This is a genomic window from Sinomicrobium pectinilyticum (assembly GCF_003725735.1).
GTDB classification, from domain to species: Bacteria; Bacteroidota; Bacteroidia; order Flavobacteriales; family Flavobacteriaceae; genus Sinomicrobium; species Sinomicrobium pectinilyticum.
This window is the reverse complement of the sequence record NZ_RJTM01000097.1, coordinates 1-5,053: the sequence shown is the minus strand read 5'-3', so window position 1 is coordinate 5,053 and position 5,053 is coordinate 1. Positions and strand designations below refer to the sequence as shown.

Annotated in this window: 5 protein-coding genes; 1 reads left to right on the top strand and 4 read right to left on the bottom strand. The window is 43.2% G+C overall.

What is annotated here, in order from left to right; translation table 11 throughout:
- Positions 1–156 precede the first annotated feature (156 nt).
- Both ED312_RS13890 and ED312_RS13885 read right to left on the bottom strand, forming a co-directional pair.
- Positions 157–1,494, bottom strand: coding sequence for a TolC family protein (locus tag ED312_RS13890; protein WP_123216623.1), 1,338 nt, complete (start codon positions 1,492–1,494; stop codon positions 157–159).
- A gap of 36 nt (positions 1,495–1,530) precedes the next feature.
- Complete coding sequence (locus tag ED312_RS13885; RefSeq protein WP_123216622.1) at positions 1,531–2,187, bottom strand: TetR/AcrR family transcriptional regulator; 657 nt, start codon at positions 2,185–2,187, stop codon at positions 1,531–1,533.
- A gap of 230 nt (positions 2,188–2,417) precedes the next feature.
- Between ED312_RS13885 and ED312_RS13880 the strand changes: the two genes are divergently transcribed.
- Complete coding sequence (locus ED312_RS13880; RefSeq protein ID WP_123216621.1) at positions 2,418–3,392, top strand: polyprenyl synthetase family protein; 975 nt, start codon at positions 2,418–2,420, stop codon at positions 3,390–3,392.
- Positions 3,393–3,448: 56 nt separating this feature from the next.
- Here ED312_RS13880 and ED312_RS13875 read toward each other — a convergent pair whose 3' ends face one another.
- Together ED312_RS13875 and ED312_RS13870 are read right to left on the bottom strand one after the other, a co-directional pair.
- Entirely contained in the window at positions 3,449–4,519 is a 1,071-nt protein-coding gene (locus ED312_RS13875) for a winged helix DNA-binding domain-containing protein (protein ID WP_123216620.1), read from the bottom strand.
- A 62-nt stretch (positions 4,520–4,581) separates the two neighbouring features.
- Positions 4,582–4,953, bottom strand: coding sequence for a DUF805 domain-containing protein (locus ED312_RS13870; protein ID WP_123216619.1), 372 nt, complete (start codon positions 4,951–4,953; stop codon positions 4,582–4,584).
- Positions 4,954–5,053 lie beyond the last annotated feature (100 nt).

Here is a 5,053-nt window from a genome sequence, read left to right as displayed (position 1 = left end):
TATTTAACTCACTTATTATTCATTTTTTAATGGTGTTCGCTGATGTGCTTCGCAATTGTTTTTCATCAGTCAGAGGGAACGTCCATCAGGAATAATTACGCCGGTCGGTGTGCAAATGTGCTGATGAGCATTTCATAATTGCTTTTTGTGGTGTTTTTATTCGTTGGCATTATGTAATACCATTTCCAGTTCGGTTTTTGTGTTAATGATATCTATCATAGATTGCAGGTATTCCTGTTGAGCGGTATATAACTGGGTTTGGGCCTGTCTGAGGTCAAAACTTGTTGCCATACCTTCGGAAAATTTCACCTGGTTTTTTTGTTCTATGCGTTCGGCAAGTTCCAGGTTTCTTTTCTTCGTCTGATATTGTTCGAGAGAAAACTGGTAATCGCTTTTTGCCTGCTGGATTTCCAGTTGTAATTGCTGTTCGGTTTCCCTGAGGTCGTTTTTGGCCTTTTCCAGTTCTACTTTCATTCGTTGTGTAGCTGCGCTTCTTCCCAAAGAACTGAACACGGGGACATTAAGGGTGAGGCCAACCATGGAGTTGCCAAACCATTCCTGTTCTCTCTTAAAAAAGTCGAAACTGTTCCCAAATCCGAGATAACCGCCGTTTATATAGCCTTCTAGGGTTGGCAACCCTTTACTTTTTTCGTTTTTCAGCAGGAGTTCCTGTGATTTTGTGTTATTTTCCGCAATTTTATAGTCGATATTATTTTCAATGTTAAATTGTTCTTCCACCAGCCCCGGAACAGTATTTTGAATAGCAAGGTTATCCAGGTCATCTGTTAATGTTACCTCTGTTTCAATAGGTGCGCCCAGTGTAATATTGAGCATTTTGTAAGCAATTTCCCGTAGCCGGATACTGTTTTGCAGGTCACTCTCAACACTGGCAAGTGTTATCTGCAATTGCTCTACACTTTCTTCCTCTGCAAGTCCGTTTTCATAAGTCTTCTGTGTTTCGTAAACATTTTTTTCGAGGACTTCTTTGTTCTTTTCCAGGATACGGATGTTCTCTTCCGTAAGCAGGACATTGCCATAGGCATTGATAACCGATTTTTTTACTTCCAGGTCCGTTTTCTTCTTGGCATTTTCGGATATTTGCAGGTATACTTTGGCCGATTGCAGCCCTACGATGTAAGAGCCGTCAAATATTTTTTGTCTCAGGGTGGCCAGGGCATTTACATTGTGTTTGGTACCGAAAATAACTTCTTCGAATGTACCGGGTTCGCCGCCAAAAATTTCCGCGGGGATAAGGGAAACCTGCTGTTTCAGGTTGTTCTGGTAATCTGCGGTAATACTTATCTGCGGAAGGCCTGTTGCTGTGGCTTCCCACTTTTGCTTTTTGGCTATTTCTATATCGTTTTCCGCGTTAATGACGGTCCTGTTGTTTTCCAGGGCAAATGCTATTGCCTCATCCAGGGAAAAACTGTGTTTCTCCTGTGCCGTAACACTGACCGAAAGCAGAAGGGCTAGCAGGGGGAGGATGTTTTTCATATGAAATGTTATCTTTTTTTAATGTTTGAAATAGAGTTAATGACCATTTTCTTTTATGTCTATAGAAGATGGTGGTGCCATGGAACTTTTATTGCGGTCTTTTACCAGTATCCCGTTCAGGGTATCAACCCCTTTCGGGGTAGCAATGGCCCGGATATGGTATTCCAGGAAAATATTCATCAGGTAAGGGACAGGGTACGTTGGCGAGTCGAACAGGTCCTTCTCTTTGAGCCCGGTTACACCGTTGTGATATATCCTGGAAATTACGTCAATGTCCAAACCTTGCCGGTAATATCCTTGTTCCATCCCTTTTTTCAGGTTGTTTATCAGGCAACCGTCCATCATGTTAAACCTTTCTTTTCGAAGGGACAGGAAAATTTTCGGATAGTACTTTTCCAGTTGATAAACCGGTGACGTCTTTTCGTTCTTTAATCGCCTTAAAATAATTTTTCGGGCTTCGTACATCTCCTCGATCGGGTTTAAATTCCAGCTTTTCACTTCTTCGATATCTTTTGAAATGATATTGAGGATATGAGTACAGCAATGCTCAACAAGGTCCGCTTTGTTTTTAAAGAATTGATACACGGTCTTTTTTGATATCCCCATTTCATTAGAAATGTCATCCATGGTAACGCTCTTAAAACCAATGCTCAAGAACATCTCTGTCGCCTTTTCAATGATTTTTTCCTTCATAATTAAGAGCAAATATAGCTAAAGAAACTTTAAAAACAACAAAAGTTTCCAAAGTTTACGCAAATTTAAAATGCTTTCCCTGGCTGTCCGGGCAAAGAAAGCATCCCCAAGTGACAACCCTGTGTCATGAGGGGAAAAAAATTTAGAAGAACACCGAGGGGAAGGGGTAATAATTATAAATTACTTTGTTCTTTGGGGGCGGTAATGTATTTTAGCTCAAAATTATATATATGCTTACCATATCCCGGTACCAGGAGGAATTTCTGGAATATTTAAAATCATATCCTTTTAAAAAAGAACCGAAAGGTTTATATGCCCCGATGCATTACATCCTTCACGTGGGAGGTAAACGCCTGCGCCCGGTATTGACCCTGCTTACAGCAGATATTTTCGGGGGGGACTACAAAAAAGCGATGAATGCGGCCCTTGCCGTAGAGGTATTCCACAATTTTACGCTGGTACACGATGATATTATGGATGATGCCCCCCTGCGAAGAGGGATGCCTTCCGTACACGAAAAATGGGATCTTAATACGGGCATATTGTCAGGTGATATTATGCTGATCATGGCCTACAGGCTCTTTGAGGATTATGAACCCGTATTGCAGGCCGGATTGATCCGCCTTTTCAGTAAGACTGCCGCAGAAGTTTGCGAGGGACAGCAGTATGATGTGGATTTTGAAATGCGCAACGATGTCACCTTGCCGGAATACCTTCGGATGATCCGTTATAAAACGGCAGTACTGGTGGGGACAGCCATGAAAATGGGAGCTTTAATTGCCGGGGCGGAAGAGTGGGAGACGGAAGCTATCTATGATTTCGGTCTTCACCTGGGGACAGCTTTTCAGTTACAGGACGACTATCTCGATGCTTTTGGAGATGCCGAAACTTTCGGAAAAAGGATCGGAGGAGATATCGTGGAAAATAAAAAAACCTTCCTCTACCTGACGGCTTTGGAAAAACTGGATGAAGAAGATGCCCTTTTGCTTCGGAACCTGTACGATCTTACCCCTGCCGATACGGAAGAAAAAATAAACACCGTAAAAGACCTGTTCGTTGCCAGCGGGGCCACGGAACTTATCCGTGAAGAGATCCGTCAACATACGGAAAAAGCCTTTGAGAGTATTGCATCGTTAACTGTTACGGAGGAGAAAAAGGAAGTATTGCTGGAATTCGGAAAAAGGCTGATGAACCGGGAAGTATGATCTGCTTTGTGTTGGGATGAGACAGGATAGGGACGGATGCTTTACATGCGGAGGTTTCAGTATTCTATATCTTTATCCAGGAATTTTCCGTATCGGGCAAATGCCTGTTCCGTTTGGGCTCTTACTTCTTTCCCGGGGTTGATCAGGTAATTTGGCTCTATTTTTACTTTATCTTTTTTTATAGTTCTTTTCCAGGTGCCTATAACATTTCCGTTGTGGGTAATTACCGGCCAGAAAATACCATTGTTGGAAACTGCCTTATGCAGGTGTTTCGGTGGAAGGGAGGCGCTTCTGTCTTTGTAGCTGATGAGAAATTCATCAAATGCCGGTAAAACGTGGATGGAATGCGTATGCGATATTTTTCCCGGAAATGTAAGTGGAAATAAATATACTGCGTCTCCGATTTTTTCTGTCGAAAACCCGGATTTGATCATTTCCGTTGCTTTCCTGGCATCGGTAATGGAGAGCCCTGACCACCATATGAAATCCTGGATCGTAGCCGGACAATGGCTTGTAAAATATATTTCGGCCAGTCTGGCCAGAGATTCGTCCCGATCAGGTACATCACATGCCGGAACCCGGTCATCGAGCAAGGCATAAGTAATTTGTTTGTCCTTTATTCTGCCGCTGCACAAAATGCCCTCCAGTTCCGCGTGTAACAGCAGATGAGAAGAGCGGTTGTCGTCCGTGGGTAAACCTGCATTTTGTAATTCGGCAACCAATTCCCGGCGGGAAAGGTGTTTGCCTGCTTCAAGTGTTTTTTGCAGCACATAATTACTTTTGTGATAAACAGCCTCCGTAAGTCCCAGTTGTTTGCTCCTGGACCTCATGGAGGTCCGGATGTGGGGGGCGGTGAGCTTTAATATCCAGCGCAGGTCTTCCGCCGTTACCAGGTGCCAGGTGGGGCGGAGCAGATGGGTGCGTATGAGATCGCCTCGGTTTATGGCTTCTTCAATAACATTTTCCGTAGTGCCCGGCAGACGGATACCCACCGCCCATTTTATCATTTGCGGGTCCTGGGCCTGCAAGGCGCCCATCCATTTCACCACATCTTTTACCGTTTGGAATCTTTCCCCGTCAATGTGCTGGTTCTGGAGGCGGCTCAAAGCAATATCGGATGGAGGCATGTATGGTTTTTTAGATTTTACGGAACTAAAGATACGAATGTCCGGCGAAAGAAAACATTTCGCTAGGTAATATCCGTTTTTCCGATATCCTCCAATTCGTCATCGTTGCCCTCGCCCTTTGGATTTGGGCCGTATTGGTTCGGACCGTATTTGCTTTCCGCGAACAGTAAGTAAAAATTGAAAAAGGGTATGATCTGGCACCATCCGCTATACCCCCGGTCATGGCATCTCTTGGCAGATTGGGCTATCATAAAATATATCAGGGGAAGAAACAGTATAAGTGTTATGATTTCCGCAGGCTCCGATAACGAATTTCCTGTAATTATAGCTGTGATGATATTAATTATGAGTACGCTGATTATATAAATGATATAACTTAATCCGTATTCTGTACGGCGAATCCTGCCTTGGAATGAAAAAGGTTTTTTGAACATGAGGTGAATGGTATTAACAGAACCTAATAAACCCACACAATGAAGTGATTTAAACTTTTTTTAAAAATAAAAAAGGGTTGCAGATATTTGTGTTGCGAAA